The organism is Mesorhizobium sp. BH1-1-4 (assembly GCF_020165665.1).
GTDB lineage: Bacteria > Pseudomonadota > Alphaproteobacteria > Rhizobiales > Rhizobiaceae > Mesorhizobium.
In genome coordinates this window covers 144,389-159,281 of the sequence record NZ_JAIUIN010000001.1, presented here as the reverse complement: position 1 = coordinate 159,281, position 14,893 = coordinate 144,389, and the positions used below count along the sequence as shown (strand labels likewise).

Sequence of the window (14,893 nt, the reverse complement as noted above, 5' to 3'; positions counted from 1 at the left end):
TCAGCCCTTTCGTTCGGCGAGCAGGCCGAGATAGTGCTGCAGCACCGCCGCTCCGGCAATCGACGTGACGTCGGCGTGGTCATAGGCCGGCGCCACCTCGACGACGTCGGCACCGACAATGTCGAGCGAACCGAGCCGGCGCAGGATCATCAGCGCCTCGCGGGAAGACAGGCCGCCCGCGACCGGAGTGCCCGTGCCGGGAGCATGGGCCGGATCGAGGCAGTCGATGTCGAAGGTCAGATAGGTCCTGGCGTCGCCAACGCGAGCCTTGATCCGCTCGACGACGCCAGCAACGCCAAGCTCGGCGACATCTTCCCCGTAAAGGATTTCCAGACCGCAGGTTTCGGGCGCGTGCGTGCGAATGCCGACCTGGATGGAGCGGTCCGGCCTGACGATGCCTTCGCGAACAGCCCTGGCGACAAACGAACCATGGTCGATGCGCCTGTCCTCGTCGAACCAGGTGTCCTGATGGGCATCGAACTGGACCAGCGCCATGGGACCGTATTTTTTCGCGTGCGCCCGAAGCAGCGGCCACGTCACATAATGGTCGCCGCCGATGGAAAGCAGCGTGACGCCGGCATCGACGACCTCGCTCGCTTGCGCCTCGATCTGCCGCGGCGTGTCGTCATGCCTGCCGAAGTCGAGCCCGCAATCGCCATAGTCGATGACCGCCAGCCTTTCGAACGGATCGGTCCGGAAGGGATATTGCGGATCGCCCTCGAGGATGGCCGAGGCACGCCGCACGCCTTGCGGCCCGAAACGGGCGCCCGGGCGGTTGGAGACGGCGGCGTCAAACGGGATGCCCCAGATGGCGACGTCGACGCCTGAGAGATCGCGGCTCAGCCGGCGGCGCATGAAGGAGAGCACACCGCTGTAGACCGGCTCGTGCGAACCGCCATGGATATGCTTGCCGAAGACGGCATCGTCGGTTTCGCGGGCGCGTGGAAGAGGCTGCAGCATTTTGTCGAGGTCCATTTTCAGGGAATGAGGGGGGTTGGCCGGTACGGCTCAATCCGTGCCGGTGACGAAACTCGTCCAGAGGCGGGTGACCAGACGCAGTGATTTCGGGTCGCGCGGCTGGGCGGCGAACAGCCGCTTCAGGATATCTTTCGAGAAATAGATGTTCGGATTGTCGCGCACGGTTTCATCGACCAAGGGCGTCGCCGCCTGCACGGCATTGGGATAGAGCGTGGCGTTGGTGAAACGGGCGCCGGCTTGCGGCGACATCAGGAAATTCATCAGGGCATGCGCATTTTCGGGATGCGGCGCATCGACCGGGATCGTCATCACGTCGAAGAATATCTCGGTGCCTTCCCTGGGCACGGAATATCGCACTTCGACACCGTTCCTGGTCTCCGCCGCCCTGGCATTGGCGCCGATTGCGTCGCCGCTCCAGCCGAGCGCCAGGCAGAGGTCGCCGGCTGCCAGTTCGCTCATGATCGAGCCCGACTTGAAATGCCTGATGTAGGGCTTGATGGCGGCCAGCAATGCACCCGCCTTGCGTAGCTCGGCCTCGGCGGTGGAGAACGGATCGAAACCGAGATAGTTCAGCGCGATCGACATCACGCCTTCCGGCGAATCGACCATGGCGATGCCGCAATCCTGGAACCTGGCCGCGATCTCCGGCTTGAAGATCATGTCGAGGCTGTCGACCGGCGCATCCTTCATGCGTTCAGCGATCTTGGCCGGGTTATACATGACCCCCGTAGTGCCGTAGGCATAGGGCATCGCGTAGACATTGCCTGGATCCTGCCGGGCGAGGAACGCCATGATGTCAGGATTGAGGCCCCCGGCATTCGGAATTTTGGCCTTGTCGAGTTTCTGGATGGCGCCGGCTTTGGCATATTGCCCGACCAACGACGCACCCGGCATGATGATGTCGTAGCCCGAGCCTCCGGTCAGCGCCTTGGTCGTCAGCATGTCGACGGAATCGAAGGTGTCGTAGACCACCTTGATGCCGGTCTGTTTTTCGAATTCCGCGATCGTGTCGGCCGGTACGTAGTCGTACCAGAAGAAGATGTTGACGGTCTTGTCCTCGGCGGCGGCCACGCCGCAAAGCGAGGAGGCGGAGAGGCAAAGCATCGAAGCGGCAAGCAGGGCAAGGAGGCGCATGGGCGGCTTTCCAGCAGAGGGCGACGGCCACAAGCTGACGGACGCGGCATTTCCGGACAAACGGCTTTTCGGCCCGAGTCAGTTGACAAAAATTCACCTGATGCTGTCTCATCCAGCCATGAAGCTCCCCTCACTGAATGCCATCAGGGCTTTCGAAGCGGCGGCCCGGCTGCGCAGCTTCAAGGAAGCGGCGGACGAGCTCCGGCTCACTCCTTCGGCGGTGAGCCGCCACATCCGCTTGCTGGAACAGGCGCTGGGCATAGACCTGTTCGAACGTGGCTTCCGGCAAGTGGCGCTGACGCCGAAGGCGACACATTACGCCCGTCGGCTGTCGGGGGCTTTTCGTGAGATCGAGAATGCGACCGAGGAAACCGGCGAGCAGGCGACAAGCCGCAAGGCCGGGCGCGCCTCGCTGTCGATCAACGCCACCTTCATGAATCTCTGGCTCGCCGATCGTTTGCCGCGCTTTCGCGACCGACATCCCGACTGCGAACTCGACATATCGATCCACGACGACGAGAACCGCGGCGGCAATCCGAGCGCTGACCTGCGGGTGCTGTTTGCCGTCGATACCGGCGACCCTTCGGTCATTGCGCTTGTCTCGCTGGTCATCTTTCCGGTCTGCTCGCCTGCCTTCCTCGATAAAAAGAATGCGCCGAGAAAACCCGCCGATCTCGCAAGCTGCCGGCTGCTGCATGAAAACACCACGGTGTGGTGGGAGGAGTGGTTCGAGAAGGAGGGGCTCGCCGGACTGGACGCGAAGCCCGGCCCGATCTTCCACGACCCGACACTTGCCGTGCGTGAGGCCGTCAATGGCGGCGGCGTGGCCCTGGCCGACAACATCATGGTCGAGGACCTGTTGGCCAGCGGCCAGCTGGTCGCGCCCTTCACGATCCGCCACGCAATTCCACAGAGCTACTGCCTGCGGCAGAAGCCGGGCAACCGCAATTCAGCCAGCGTCAGGCTGTTCCGGGATTGGCTTTTGTCGGAAATCGCCAGCCACAAGCAGGTGATGGGGCTGGAGTGAGGCGTCCGCCACGGGGAACCCTCAGGCCCCCGCCGTATAAGCGGCGATCGCCGCCATATTCACGATATCGCTGTCCTTGGCGTTCAGCGAGACGATCTGGACCGGCTTGTTCAACCCGACCAGCAGCGGGCCGATGACGGTGGAACCGCCGAGTTCCTGCAGCATCTTGGTCGAAATCGAGGCGGAGTGGAAAGCCGGCATGATCAGCACGTTGGCCGGGCCGGTCAGCCTCATGAACGGATATTGCGCCATGGCACGGGCGTTGAGCGCGACGTCGGCGGCCATTTCGCCGTCATACTCGAAATCGACGCGGCGCTTGTCGAGGATGCGTACCGCTTCCTGGACGCGCTCGGAACGTTCGCCCTGCGGATGGCCGAAGGTGGAGTAGGCGAGCATGGCGAGCCTCGGCTCATAGCCCATGCGGCGGGCGAAGCCGGCCGCTTCCTCGGCGATGTCGGCGATCTGCTCGGCGTTGGGCATGTCGTGCACGGCCGTGTCGGCGACGAGAACCGTCTTGCCGCGCGCCAGCACGATCGAGACGCCGATGACGCGGTGGCCGGGCTTGGCGTCGATGACGCGTCTGATATCGTCGAGCGCGGTTGAGTAGTTGCGGGTCACGCCGGTGACGATGCCGTCGGCGTCGCCCAGCGCCACCATACAGGCGGCAAAGTGGTTGCGGTCGTTGTTGATCAGCCGCTGGCAGTCGCGGAACAGGAAGCCTTTGCGCTGCATGCGTTCGTAGAGATAGTCGGTGTAGATCGAATTGCGGCGCGACAGGCGCGCATTGATGATCTCGATGCCTTGCTTGTTCAAGTCGATGCCGGCGTGCCTGGCGTTCTCCTTGATGACGTCGTCGCGGCCGAGCAGGATGGCGGTGCCGAGCCGCTGGTTCACATAAGAGACGGCGGCGCGCATCACCTGCTCCTCCTCGCCCTCGGCGAAGACGATGCGCTTGGGCTGGCGGCGCACGCGGTCGTAGATGCGCTGCAGGGTCGAGGCGATCGGGTCGCGGCGGGCGGAAAGCTCCTGCGCGTAGCGGTCGAGGTCGAGGATCGGCTTGCGGGCGACGCCCGAATCCATGGCCGCCTTGGCCACGGCAATCGGGATGGCCGAGATCAGACGCGGGTCGAACGGCACCGGAATGATGTAGTTGGGACCGAATTTCGGCCGGTTGCCCTGATAGGCGGCGGCGACGTCGTCGGGCACGTCCTGGCGCGCCAGTTCGGCGAGCGCGCGGGCGGCGGCGATCTTCATGTCGTCATTGATGGTGGTGGCCCTGACATCCAGCGCGCCGCGGAAGATGTAGGGGAAGCCGAGCACGTTGTTGACCTGATTGGCATAGTCCGAACGCCCGGTGGCCATGATGGCGTCGGTGCGGATCTCGGCCACTTCCTCCGGGGTGATCTCTGGATCCGGATTGGCCATGGCGAAGATGATCGGGTTCTTGGCCATCGACTGCACCATGGCGGTGGTCAGCGCGCCCTTGGCGGAGAGGCCGAGGAAGACATCGGCACCGTCGAGCGCTTCGGCCAGGGAACGCGCCTCGGTCTTGACCGCATGCGCCGACTTCCACTGGTTCATACCCTCGGTGCGGCCCTGGAAGACCACGCCCTTGGTGTCGCACAAGGTGATGTTTTCGGGCGAAAAACCCATCGCCTTCATCAGCTCGATGCAGGCGATGCCGGCCGCACCCGCGCCATTGCAGACCAGCTTCGTGGTCTTCATGTCGCGGCCGGTGATCTCCAGCGCGTTGATCAGGCCGGCGGCCGAAATGATGGCGGTTCCGTGCTGGTCGTCGTGGAAGACCGGTATGTCCATCAGTTCGCGCAGGCGCTGCTCGATGATGAAGCATTCCGGCGCCTTGATGTCCTCCAGATTGATGCCGCCGAAGGAGGGACCGAGGAAGCGCACGCAGTTGATGAACTCGTCGGCATCCTCGGTGTCGACCTCGAGGTCGATGGAATCGACATCGGCGAAGCGCTTGAACAGCACCGCCTTGCCTTCCATCACCGGCTTCGAGGCCAGCGCGCCGAGATTGCCCAGCCCCAGGATGGCGGTGCCATTCGAGATGACGGCGACCATGTTGCCGCGGGTTGTATAGTCGAAGGCCCTGGATGGGTCCTCTGCGATGGCGCGCACCGGCACGGCCACTCCAGGCGAATAGGCAAGGCTGAGATCGCGCTGCGTCGTCATCGGCTTGGTGGCGACGATCTCCAGCTTGCCGGGCCGGCCCATGGCGTGGAATTCCAGCGCCTCCTGCGCGCTGACGGACGGACCGTTGTTCTCGGTTTTCCTGGCCATGATGTATTGATTTCCTCGCCGGTGTGGCGCCCTTGAGGCGGGTGCCGTGTTTTTGACGTTCCGGATTAAGGCTACACGCCGCCGCTGTAAACCGACAAGCGATCTTCACGCAGGCGGGCGAAATATCCAGGGATCAGTCCGATGTCGGCTGGCGGACCGAGGCGGCAATTTCCCGCACCGTTCCCCACCGCATCAGGCCTTCGGTACCAGAGAACGGCCATGTCTCGATGGGCGGCGCGCTGCTGCCCTTGCGCCGCAGAAGCTCCGACAGGAAGACCATCAGTTCCTGGCGCTGGGCGTCAACCTTCGCCAGCGTCCGGCGGCGGATTTCCGCGCGCGGTATGGCCCGGTCGCGCAATGTCTCGACGGCATGTCGAATGGCCGCAGGCTCCGGTTCGGCGATGATGCAATAATCGGGATCGAAATACACGTCGCGGCCGCCAAGGCTCGGCGTGCTGACGATCGGCAAGCCGGCCATCAGATATTCCATCGAGGAATACATCGCCCCTTCGACGGCCGACAGGCAGAGTCCGACGGCGGCCTGGTTGTAGACGCGGTTGACTTCGGCCGACGTCAATCTTCCGGCGAGACCGTCCACGAGCGGATTGGCGATACGGTGGAGGGGCGATTGTGCCTGGAGACGCCTGGTGAAGGCGCGGGCGCCGGCAGGCGTCAATTCGCCGATCGAATAGGTGATGTGGACCAGGCGCTCGATTTCGAAAGCAAGGTAATGGCGCTTCATCGGCGAGATGCGGCCATTGTAGACGGCATCGAATTCGACCGGCACATCCGGCAGCGGACGAAAGACATCTTCCGATATCATCAGATTGTGATTGGAAAATATGGCGTTGCCGCCGACCGCGGCAATCAGACGGCGCTCCTCCTCGGTATTGCACAGGAATATCGTCTCATGCCGTGGGAAACGCTCGGCGTACCAGGCGAGATCCCGGCCCATCTGGGCGACGATCGCCGGCCTCTCCATGGTCCACATCGGCATCAGCAGGAAGGTGGCGCGACGCGCCGCCAGGCGCCGGCCTATGGCCGCCAGCGCATGGAGGGGACGAGGCCCACCAACCGGCATATAGAGCACCAACGGATCGCGACTGAATATGTGGGCCGACATCTCGATGCCGCCGTCGAGATCGGACAGGGGGCCGCTGGCCGGAAGGATAAAGGGAAAGCGCTTTCGCGCCGAAACCCTCAGCTTGTTGGCGGTCCGATGAGCGCGCCGCGTCGCCAAAAGCAAGAGACGCTCGATCGTCGATCCGACAGGACCGACCATCTCGTCGAAAGTCTCCTGCCTGTCCTTATCCACCGCAATCCCGCCCATCCGTCCCGAGACGACCATAAGGCCTGGCATCCGCTTGCCGCAAGCGCGCCCGGCGTGATCGTGCAAATCCCTCGCAACCTCCCGTCGTCCCCCGTTTTTCGAACCGCCGGCATTAAACCGTCCGGCCACATCTGCTAGCGTGCCGGCATGAACATGCACACGCCCGCCGAGACCGACGCCCCCGAGGTGATGACACCGCCGCAGCCCGGCGCTGCCGCCGTCACCCCGATGATGGAGCAGTTCATCGAGATCAAGGCGGCGAACCCGGATTCGCTGCTGTTCTACCGCATGGGCGATTTCTACGAGCTGTTTTTCGACGATGCCGAGAAGGCGAGCCGGGCGCTGGGCATCGTGCTGACCAAACGCGGCAAGCATCAGGGCCACGACATTCCGATGTGCGGCGTGCCGGTGCACGCGGCCGACGACTATCTGCAGAAGCTGATCGGCCAGGGATTCCGCGTCGCCGTCTGCGAGCAGATCGAGGATCCGGCCGAGGCCAAGAAGCGCGGCTCCAAATCGGTGGTGCGCCGCGACGTGGTGCGGCTGGTGACGCCCGGCACCATCACCGAGGACAAATTGCTGGCGCCGTCGGAATCGAGCTTCCTGATGGCGCTGGGGCGAGTGAAGGGGGGCAGTGAGAACAGCTTCGCGATTGCCTGGATCGACATCTCGACCGGCGCCTTCCGCGTCGCCGAAACCACCGCCGACCGGCTGCTGGCCGACATCTTCCGCGTCGATCCGCGCGAACTGATCGTCGCCGAGCCCGTGTTCCACGATCCCGAACTGAAACCGGTGTTCGACGTGCTCGGCCGAGTCGCCAACCCGCAGCCGCCATCGCTGTTCGATTCGGCCTCGGCCACGGGGCGTATCGCACGCTTCTTCGATATCGCGACACCGGACAGTTTCGGCACGTTTTCGCGCGCCGAACTGTCGGCGATATCGGGCGCCATCGCCTATGTCGAGAAGACGCAAAAGGCCGAGCGGCCGCCGCTGTCGCGGCCCGAGCGCGAGGAGCAGGGCTCGACCCTGTTCATCGATCCGGCGACACGCGGCAATCTGGAGCTGCTGCGAACATTGTCCGGCAGCAGGGAAGGTTCCCTGTTCAAGGCCATAGACCGCACGGTGACGGGTGGCGGCGCAAGGCTGCTCGCCGACCGGCTGATGGCGCCGCTGACCGATCCGGCGGCGATTGTCGCGCGGCTGGATTCGGTGTCGTTCTTCCGCTCCGAAGTGCGGCTTTGCCAGTCAGTGCGGATGAGCCTGAAGAGCGTCGCCGACATGCCGCGCGCCCTGTCCCGGCTGGCGCTCAACCGCGGCGGTCCGCGCGACCTCGGCGCGCTGCGCGCCGGCTTCGAGGCCGCCGGTGCGATCGCCGAGATCTTTGCCGCCACCACCCTGCCCCAGGAATTGGCTGATGCGATGGCCGCAATTCAGGCGCTGCCCAAGGCACTTGCCCAGCATCTCACCCAGGCGCTCGGCGAGGAACCGCCGCTGCTCAAACGCGACGGCGGCTTCATTCGCGGCGGCTACCATGCCGAACTCGACGAGATGCGGGCGCTGCGCGACGAGTCGCGAAAGGTGATCGCCGGGCTGGAGCGCTCGCTGATTGAGGAGACCGGCATTCGCTCGCTGAAGATCCGGCACAACAATGTGCTGGGATACTACATCGAGGTGACCGCCAACCATCATGCCATCATGACCGGCACCGATGGCGCCAAGGCGCGTTTCATTCACCGCCAGACCATGGCCAACGCCATGCGCTTCACCACGACGGAACTCGCAGAACTCGAGACCAAGATCGCCAATGCCGCCGACCGGGCATTGAGCATCGAGCTTGCCGCCTTCGACGCGCTGACGGCGGAAGCGGTCGGCGCGGCCGAGGCGATCCGCGCCGGCGCCGACGCGCTCGCCGTGTTCGACGTGTCGGCCGCACTTGCGCTTTTGTCGGAAAGCGAGGCCTGGTGCCGGCCCGTCGTGGATGCCAGCCTTGCCTTCGAGATATCAGGCGGCCGGCATCCGGTGGTCGAACAGGCGCTGCGCCGTTCGGGCGAAGGCCCGTTCGTCGCCAATGATTGCGACCTGTCGCCGGAAGGCAGTGCCAAGAACGGCGCGATCTGGCTGCTGACCGGGCCGAACATGGGTGGTAAGTCGACGTTCCTGCGGCAGAACGCGCTGATCGCGATCCTGGCGCAGACCGGCTCCTTCGTGCCGGCGCGGAGCGCCCATATCGGCGTCGTCGACCGGCTGTTCTCACGCGTCGGCGCCTCGGACGATCTGGCGCGCGGCCGTTCGACCTTCATGGTCGAGATGGTCGAGACGGCGGCGATCTTGAACCAGGCCGGCGAACGGGCGTTGGTGATCCTCGACGAGATCGGTCGCGGCACCGCTACGTTCGACGGCCTGTCGATCGCCTGGGCGGCGGTCGAGTATCTGCACGAGAAGAACCGCTGCCGGGCGATCTTCGCCACCCATTTCCACGAAATGACGTCACTCGCCGGCAAATTGGCGCGGCTTCATAACGTCACAATGCGGGTCAAGGAATGGGAAGGCGATGTCGTCTTCCTGCACGAGGTCGGCAAGGGGGCGGCCGACCGCTCCTACGGCGTCCAGGTGGCGCGGCTCGCCGGCCTGCCGGAAGCGGTGGTCGACCGGGCCAAGGCGGTGCTGCATCAGTTGGAGGAAGGCGAGGTTTCCGGCAAGACCAACCGGCTGGTCGACGACCTGCCGCTGTTTTCGGTGGCCGTGAAGCGGGAGGCGCCGAAGCCGGTAAAGAGCGATGCGGTGGGCGCCGCGCTCGGCGACCTCAATCCCGACGATATGACGCCGAAGGAAGCGCTCGAAGCGCTCTACCGGCTGAAGGGTTTGGCGACCAAGCCATAGGATTTGAAGCTTCCACTCGCTGTTGACTCATTGTACCGTTCGGTACAATGTCTGTCGATTGTGACCGACAGGGAGATTCGGATGAGCCGTCCGCCATTGCCGCCGTTCACCGCCGAGACAGCCGCGCAAAAGGCGCGGCTGGCCGAGGACGCCTGGAACAGCCGCGATCCGGAAAGGGTGTCACTCGCCTATACCGAGGACAGCGTTTGGCGCAATCGCGCCGAATTCGTCACCGGCAGAAGCGAGATCGTCGGCTTTCTCCAGCGCAAATGGGCACGCGAGCTCGACTACCGCCTGATCAAGGAGGTTTGGACCTGGAACGAAAATCGCATCGCCGTGCGCTTCGCCTATGAATGGCACGACGACAGCGGTCATTGGTTCCGCTCCTACGGCAATGAGAACTGGGAGTTCGACGGGGCCGGACTGATGCGCCGTCGCGTCGCAAGCATCAACGACGTGCCAATCATCGAGAGCGAACGCAAATATCACTGGCCGCTCGGCCGTCGGCCCGACGATCATCCTGGCCTGACGGAACTCGGCCTGTAGAGCATGATCCCGAAAAGTGTGTCGCGGTTTTCGGCAAAGATCATGCTCAAGCGGAAAGAGTAACATGCGCAGGATCGCGCCCGATCGCGCCGACCTGCTCGCCAGCATCGGCGAGATTTTCCGCGAGCATGGCTACGAGGGGACCAGCCTGACGCTGATCGGTGCGGCGACGGGGCTTGGCAAGGGCAGCCTCTATCACTTCTTTCCCGGCGGCAAGGAAGAGATGGCGGCGGCGGTCATTGCCCATATAGATGGCTGGTTCGAGGAAAATGTCTTCGTGCCGCTGCGCGACAATCAAGACCCCCGCGCGGGCATCGACCGCATGTTCGAAGCAACCGACGCCTATTTCCGTTCGGGGCGCCGGGTGTGTCTCATCGGCGCTTTCGCCCTGGATGAATCCCGCGACCTTTTCGCCAAGGCAATCAAAAGCTATTTCGGCCGCTGGGTGGCGCATCTTGCCGAAGCCTTGACCCGCGGCGGCCGCGGCCCTGCCCAGGCGCAAGACCTCGCCGAGGAAACGGTCGGCGCCATCCAGGGGGCGCTGGTGCTGGCGCGTGCCTTCGACGATACGGCGGTTTTTTCCCGCGCGCTGCGGCGCGCGCGGGCTGCGCTCGTCTAGACTAGATCATCTCAAGCCCGCGCTTGCGGGTCGGTGGTGGAAAAGCGCGATCGAGTTCGGCGACGTCTTCAGCCGTCAGTCTGATGTCGAGCGCGGCGACGTTCTGGCGGACATGCTCCTGGCTGCTGGCTTTCGGAATGGCGATGACGCCAGGCTGCGCCATCACCCAGGCAAGCGCGATCTGCGCGGCCGTGGCATCATGGCGGAGGGCAATGGCTTCCAGCCTCGCATTGCGCGCCAGCGCCCCCTGCTCGACCGGCGAATAGGCCATCAGCGGAATGCCATGCTCCCGGCTCCATGGCGCAAGGTCGAATTCGGGGCCTCGCCGCGACAGATTGTAGAGCACTTGATTGGTCTGGACGTTGCCGCCAGCGACGAGGCCGGCCAGCTCCTCCATCTCGTCGGTGTCGAAATTGCTGACGCCCCAGTGGCGGATCTTGCCGGCTTTCTTCAACCCCTCGAAGGCCTCGACCGTCTCGGCCAACGGCACGCTGCCCGGCCAGTGCAGCAGATAAAGATCGATGCGATCGGTGCGCAGGCGCTTCAGGCTTTTCTCGCAAGCCGCCGGCACGCCGGTTCGCGAGGCATTGGATGGCAGCACCTTGGAGACGAGGAAGAGTTCGTCGCGGCGCCCGGCAATGGCTTCGGCCACCACCTCCTCGGCACCGCCGCTGGCATACATTTCGGCGGTGTCGATCAGCGTCATGCCAAGGTCCAGCCCAAGCTTCAAGGCATTGACCTCCCCGGCTCGACGGCGGGCGTCCTCGCCCATTTTCCAGGTGCCCTGTCCGAGCACCTGGACGGCTTCTCCCGATGGCAGCTTGGTGGTTCTTATCGTTGTGGGCATGGGGGCTCCTGGGTAGGCAGTCGAGGCGCATGGCATCACAAGCGCACGGAGAAATCCAGAATGGAGCCCGGATTCTCCCGTTGCGGCCGTAGATGCCTACTTCACCGGATGGGCGGCAAGCCAATCCTGCATCTGCTTGATTTCGGCTTCCTGCGCGGCGATGACGCCTTCGGCCAGTTTGCGGATCTCGGGATCCTTGCCATTGGCAAGCTCCACCTTGGCCATGTCGATGGCGCCCTGATGGTGCGGGATCATGCCACGGACGAAATCGACATCGGCATTGCCGGTATATTGCGAGGCCATCATGTCGGTATGCATTTTGTCCATCGCCGCCTTGTAGCCCGCTGTCGAAGGGCTTTCCGCTCCCATGGCCATGGCGCCCATGTCGTGCTTCATCTCCTCGCTCCGCGCGGGCACGCTTTCGAGGAAGACGGCAAGCAGCATTCCGGCCGCCATCAGCAGCAGCACGAGTTTTTTAGCCAAGGTCATTCAGATCTCCTGTGGGTTGGATTTCGTATCTGGGGGTTAAACTCAGAGTTTCAACGTTCTCAGCCGCAATGCGTTGGCGATGACCGAGACCGAGGACAGGCTCATCGCCGCCGCCGCCAGCATCGGCGACAGAAGCGTGCCGGTGAGCGGATAGAGCACGCCGGCCGCGACCGGCACTCCAAGCACGTTGTAGAGGAAGGCGAAGAACAGGTTCTGCCGGATGTTACCGATGGTCGCCCGGGCCAGGGTGCGGGCGCGGACGATGCCGTTCAGGTCCCCCTTGACCAAGGTGATGCCGGCGCTTTCGACCGCGACGTCGGCGCCGGTTCCCATGGCGATGCCGACATCGGCGGCGGCGAGCGCGGGCGCATCGTTGACGCCGTCGCCGGCCATGGCGACGCCGGCACCCTTGCCGCGCAGTTCCTCGACGAGCGCTGCCTTCTGTTCCGGCAAGAGACCTGCCCGAACCTCGTCGATGCCGAGGCTTCCAGCGATCGCCCTGGCCGTGCGCTCATTGTCGCCGGTCGCCATGATGATCCTCAGCCCGCTGTCATGCAGCGCCTTGATCGCCTCGGCCGTGGTCGTCTTGACGGGGTCGGCGACGGCGACGATGCCGGCCAGTCTGCCGTCGACAGCAACGAACATCGCCGTCTTGCCATTGCCCTGCAACGTTTCCACGCTGGGCAGGACCACGGAAATGTCGATGCTGAGGTCGTGCATCATCGCGGCATTGCCGAGCGCGACCTTGTTGCCCGACACCGTGCCGGAAACGCCCTTGCCGGTAACCGCCTCGAAGCTGCCGGCCTCCGCAATCTTCACGCCGCGCTGGCCCGCGCCTTCGACAATGGCCTCGGCCAGCGGGTGTTCGGACCCCTTCTCCAGGCTCGCCGCCAGCCCCAGCAATTCGGCCTCGGGAAAGCCCGTCGTGGCAACGACATCGGTCAATTTCGGCCGGCCCTCGGTCAGCGTGCCGGTCTTGTCGACGATCAGCGTGTCGACGGAGGCGAAGCGTTCGAGCGCGGCGGCCTCCTTGATCAGCACGCCGGCATGGGCGCCGCGCCCGGTGGCGGTCATGATCGACATCGGCGTGGCGAGTCCCAGCGCACAGGGACAGGCGATGATCAGCACCGAAACCGCCGAGACGATGGCGAAGATCAGGCTGGGCTCGGGGCCGAAGACCGCCCAGGCGATGAACGCGGCGATCGCGACCAGGACGACGGCGGGGACAAAATAGAACGAGACGCGGTCGGCCAGGCCCTGGATTGGCGCGCGCGAGCGCTGTGCCTTGGCGACGAGTTCGACGATGCGCGACAGCGTGGTGTCGGCGCCGATCCGCTCGGCGCGCATGATCAGCGAGCCGTTCTTGTTGAGCGTGCCGCCGGTCAAGGCATCGCCCTCGGCCTTCTCGACCGGCAGGGGTTCGCCGGTGATCATCGATTCGTCGATGGAGGAGCGGCCTTCGAGCACCATGCCGTCGACCGGGACAGCGTCGCCGGGACGGATGCGCAGGCGATCGCCGGTCTTGACCTCGTCCAGCGCTACATCCTTCTCGGAGCCGTCCTCGGCGATCCGCCGCGCGGTCTTCGGCGCGAGGTCAAGCAAGGCGCGGATCGCCGATCCGGTCTTTTCGCGGGCGCGCAGTTCCAGCACCTGGCCGAGGAAGACCAGCGCGACGATGACGGCGGCGGCCTCGAAATAGACCGGCACCGCGCCGCCATGGCCGCGGAACTGATGCGGAAACATGTCCGGGAAGAGCGTGGCGACGACGCTGTAGAGATAGGCGGCGCCGACGCCAAGCGAGATCAGCGTCCACATATTGGGGCTGCGGTTGAGGATCGAGTCCCAGCCGCGATGGAAGAATGGGAAGGCGGCCCAGAGCACCACGGGGCTCGCCAGCACCAGTTCGATCCAGACCTTCGCGCGATCCTCGACCAGGCCTTCGAGCGACAGGCCGACCATAGGCGCCATGGCGACGATCAGCAGCGGGACCGACAGCACCGCGCTCACCCAGAGCCGCCTGGTGAAATCGACCAGTTCGGGATTTGGCCCTTCATCGCCTGTCGGCACGCCCATCGGCTCGAGGGCCATGCCGCAGATCGGGCAGGAGCCGGGCTTGTCGCGGATGATCTGCGGATGCATCGGGCAGGTATATTGCGTGCCCTTGGGCATCGGCGCCGGAGCCGGCCTGTCGCCGAGATAGGTTTGCGGCGCAGCCTCGAACTTCGCCTTGCAGCCGGCGGAACAGAAATAGAAGCCTTGGCCTTCATGACGGGCGAAATGTTTCGCCGTCGAACGGTCGACGCTCATGCCGCAGACAGGGTCGGTGGCCGTCAGGTAGGTTTCCGGCTCGGCCTGGAACTTCGAACAGCAGCGCTCGCTGCAGAAATGATAGAGGCGGCCGCCATGCTCGGATGTCGGCTTGCCGGCGGCTGGATCCACGGTCATGCCGCAGACCGGATCGCGCAAAACCGTATTCGCGGCGGCGCCTTTCGGCGTGCAACAGTCGCCATGCGAGCCATGCGTGTGATGATCGTGATCTGGATGCGTCATTCTGAAAAATGCCTTGATGTCACTGCTTCGAACCCGAGGTAGTGCTTCCAGTAACTGGAAGGTCAAGGGCAGTTTTGATTTTCCGCATTTCGGGCTCGTGAAATCAGTTGAATGCCCCCTGCACAAAGGCACCGGCCGTGCTAAAATCGCGCTTTCTAATGTTGCTCACCGCGTCACGTTCATCCCGCCAGA

11 protein-coding genes are annotated in these 14,893 nt (G+C 64.5%); 4 read left to right on the top strand and 7 right to left on the bottom strand.

Going from position 1 to position 14,893, the window contains the following annotated elements:
• Together speB and LB569_RS00690 are read right to left on the bottom strand one after the other, a co-directional pair.
• Complete coding sequence (gene speB / locus LB569_RS00695) at positions 1 to 960, bottom strand: agmatinase (RefSeq protein WP_140706528.1); 960 nt, start codon at positions 958 to 960, stop codon at positions 1 to 3.
• Between the two features lie 48 nt (positions 961 to 1,008).
• Positions 1,009 to 2,112, bottom strand: a complete 1,104-nt coding sequence (locus LB569_RS00690; RefSeq protein ID WP_224690685.1) for a polyamine ABC transporter substrate-binding protein — start codon at positions 2,110 to 2,112, stop codon at positions 1,009 to 1,011.
• On the opposite strand from LB569_RS00690, the gene LB569_RS00685 reads away from it, so the two are divergent.
• Entirely contained in the window at positions 2,111 to 3,139 is a 1,029-nt protein-coding gene (locus tag LB569_RS00685; protein WP_224690684.1) for a LysR substrate-binding domain-containing protein, read from the top strand. The two genes, LB569_RS00690 and LB569_RS00685, sit on opposite strands and share 2 nt — an antisense overlap.
• A 21-nt stretch (positions 3,140 to 3,160) precedes the next feature.
• Here the strand turns inward: LB569_RS00685 and LB569_RS00680 are convergent, their stop codons facing one another.
• Together LB569_RS00680 and LB569_RS00675 are read right to left on the bottom strand one after the other, a co-directional pair.
• Positions 3,161 to 5,440 carry an NADP-dependent malic enzyme gene (locus LB569_RS00680; protein ID WP_224690683.1) on the bottom strand — a complete coding sequence of 760 codons (2,280 nt, stop codon included), beginning with the start codon at positions 5,438 to 5,440 and terminating at the stop codon, positions 3,161 to 3,163.
• 133 nt (positions 5,441 to 5,573) lie between these two features.
• The gene (locus LB569_RS00675) at positions 5,574 to 6,800 is read right to left on the bottom strand and encodes a glycosyltransferase (protein WP_224690682.1); all 1,227 of its coding nucleotides are present in this window, start codon (positions 6,798 to 6,800) and stop codon (positions 5,574 to 5,576) included.
• Between the two features lie 117 nt (positions 6,801 to 6,917).
• On the opposite strand from LB569_RS00675, the gene mutS reads away from it, so the two are divergent.
• The 3 genes from mutS to LB569_RS00660 all read left to right on the top strand — a co-directional run bounded on the left by mutS (position 6,918) and on the right by LB569_RS00660 (position 10,815).
• Positions 6,918 to 9,650 (top strand): DNA mismatch repair protein MutS, encoded by a 2,733-nt coding sequence (gene mutS, locus LB569_RS00670; RefSeq protein ID WP_224690681.1) that lies wholly within the window; start codon positions 6,918 to 6,920, stop codon positions 9,648 to 9,650.
• Between the two features lie 81 nt (positions 9,651 to 9,731).
• On the top strand, positions 9,732 to 10,196 hold the full coding sequence (locus LB569_RS00665; protein ID WP_140706535.1) for a DUF1348 family protein: 465 nt from the start codon (positions 9,732 to 9,734) through the stop codon (positions 10,194 to 10,196).
• 64 nt (positions 10,197 to 10,260) lie between these two features.
• Positions 10,261 to 10,815, top strand: coding sequence for a TetR/AcrR family transcriptional regulator (locus tag LB569_RS00660; protein ID WP_224690680.1), 555 nt, complete (start codon positions 10,261 to 10,263; stop codon positions 10,813 to 10,815).
• A 1-nt stretch (position 10,816) separates the two neighbouring features.
• Here the strand turns inward: LB569_RS00660 and LB569_RS00655 are convergent, their stop codons facing one another.
• The 3 genes from LB569_RS00655 to LB569_RS00645 form a co-directional block, all read right to left on the bottom strand.
• Positions 10,817 to 11,662, bottom strand: a complete 846-nt coding sequence (locus LB569_RS00655) for an aldo/keto reductase (protein ID WP_224690679.1) — start codon at positions 11,660 to 11,662, stop codon at positions 10,817 to 10,819.
• Positions 11,663 to 11,758: 96 nt separating this feature from the next.
• Complete coding sequence (locus LB569_RS00650; protein ID WP_224690678.1) at positions 11,759 to 12,151, bottom strand: DUF305 domain-containing protein; 393 nt, start codon at positions 12,149 to 12,151, stop codon at positions 11,759 to 11,761.
• Between the two features lie 42 nt (positions 12,152 to 12,193).
• Entirely contained in the window at positions 12,194 to 14,701 is a 2,508-nt protein-coding gene (locus tag LB569_RS00645) for a heavy metal translocating P-type ATPase (protein WP_224690677.1), read from the bottom strand.
• Positions 14,702 to 14,893 lie beyond the last annotated feature (192 nt).